Raw genomic sequence first — 205 nt, forward strand, 5'->3', positions numbered from 1 at the left:
CTCCTGTCATGTTGTTGAATGATTCGTTGCGCGGTTTGGGTGTTCCCGAGGTTGAGCATTTTTCTCAAACTCATGTTGGTGTGCACGGCTCGGAGTGGCGCGGGTTTAATGTGAAGCCTCGCGAGGTGACGCTGCCGGTGTTGGTGTCGGGTGTTGACCCGGATCCGGTGGGCGGGTTTCGTGACGGTTTTTTGAAGGCGTATGA

General features: G+C 55.6%; 1 protein-coding gene. It reads left to right on the plus strand.

The annotated features are described in order from the left end of the window. On the plus strand, positions 1 to 205 hold a 205-nt coding region (locus tag GT045_RS40305; protein ID WP_237539135.1), incomplete at both ends, for a hypothetical protein.

This window comes from Streptomyces sp. SID486 (assembly GCF_009865385.1).
Classification (GTDB): Bacteria; Actinomycetota; Actinomycetes; order Streptomycetales; family Streptomycetaceae; genus Streptomyces.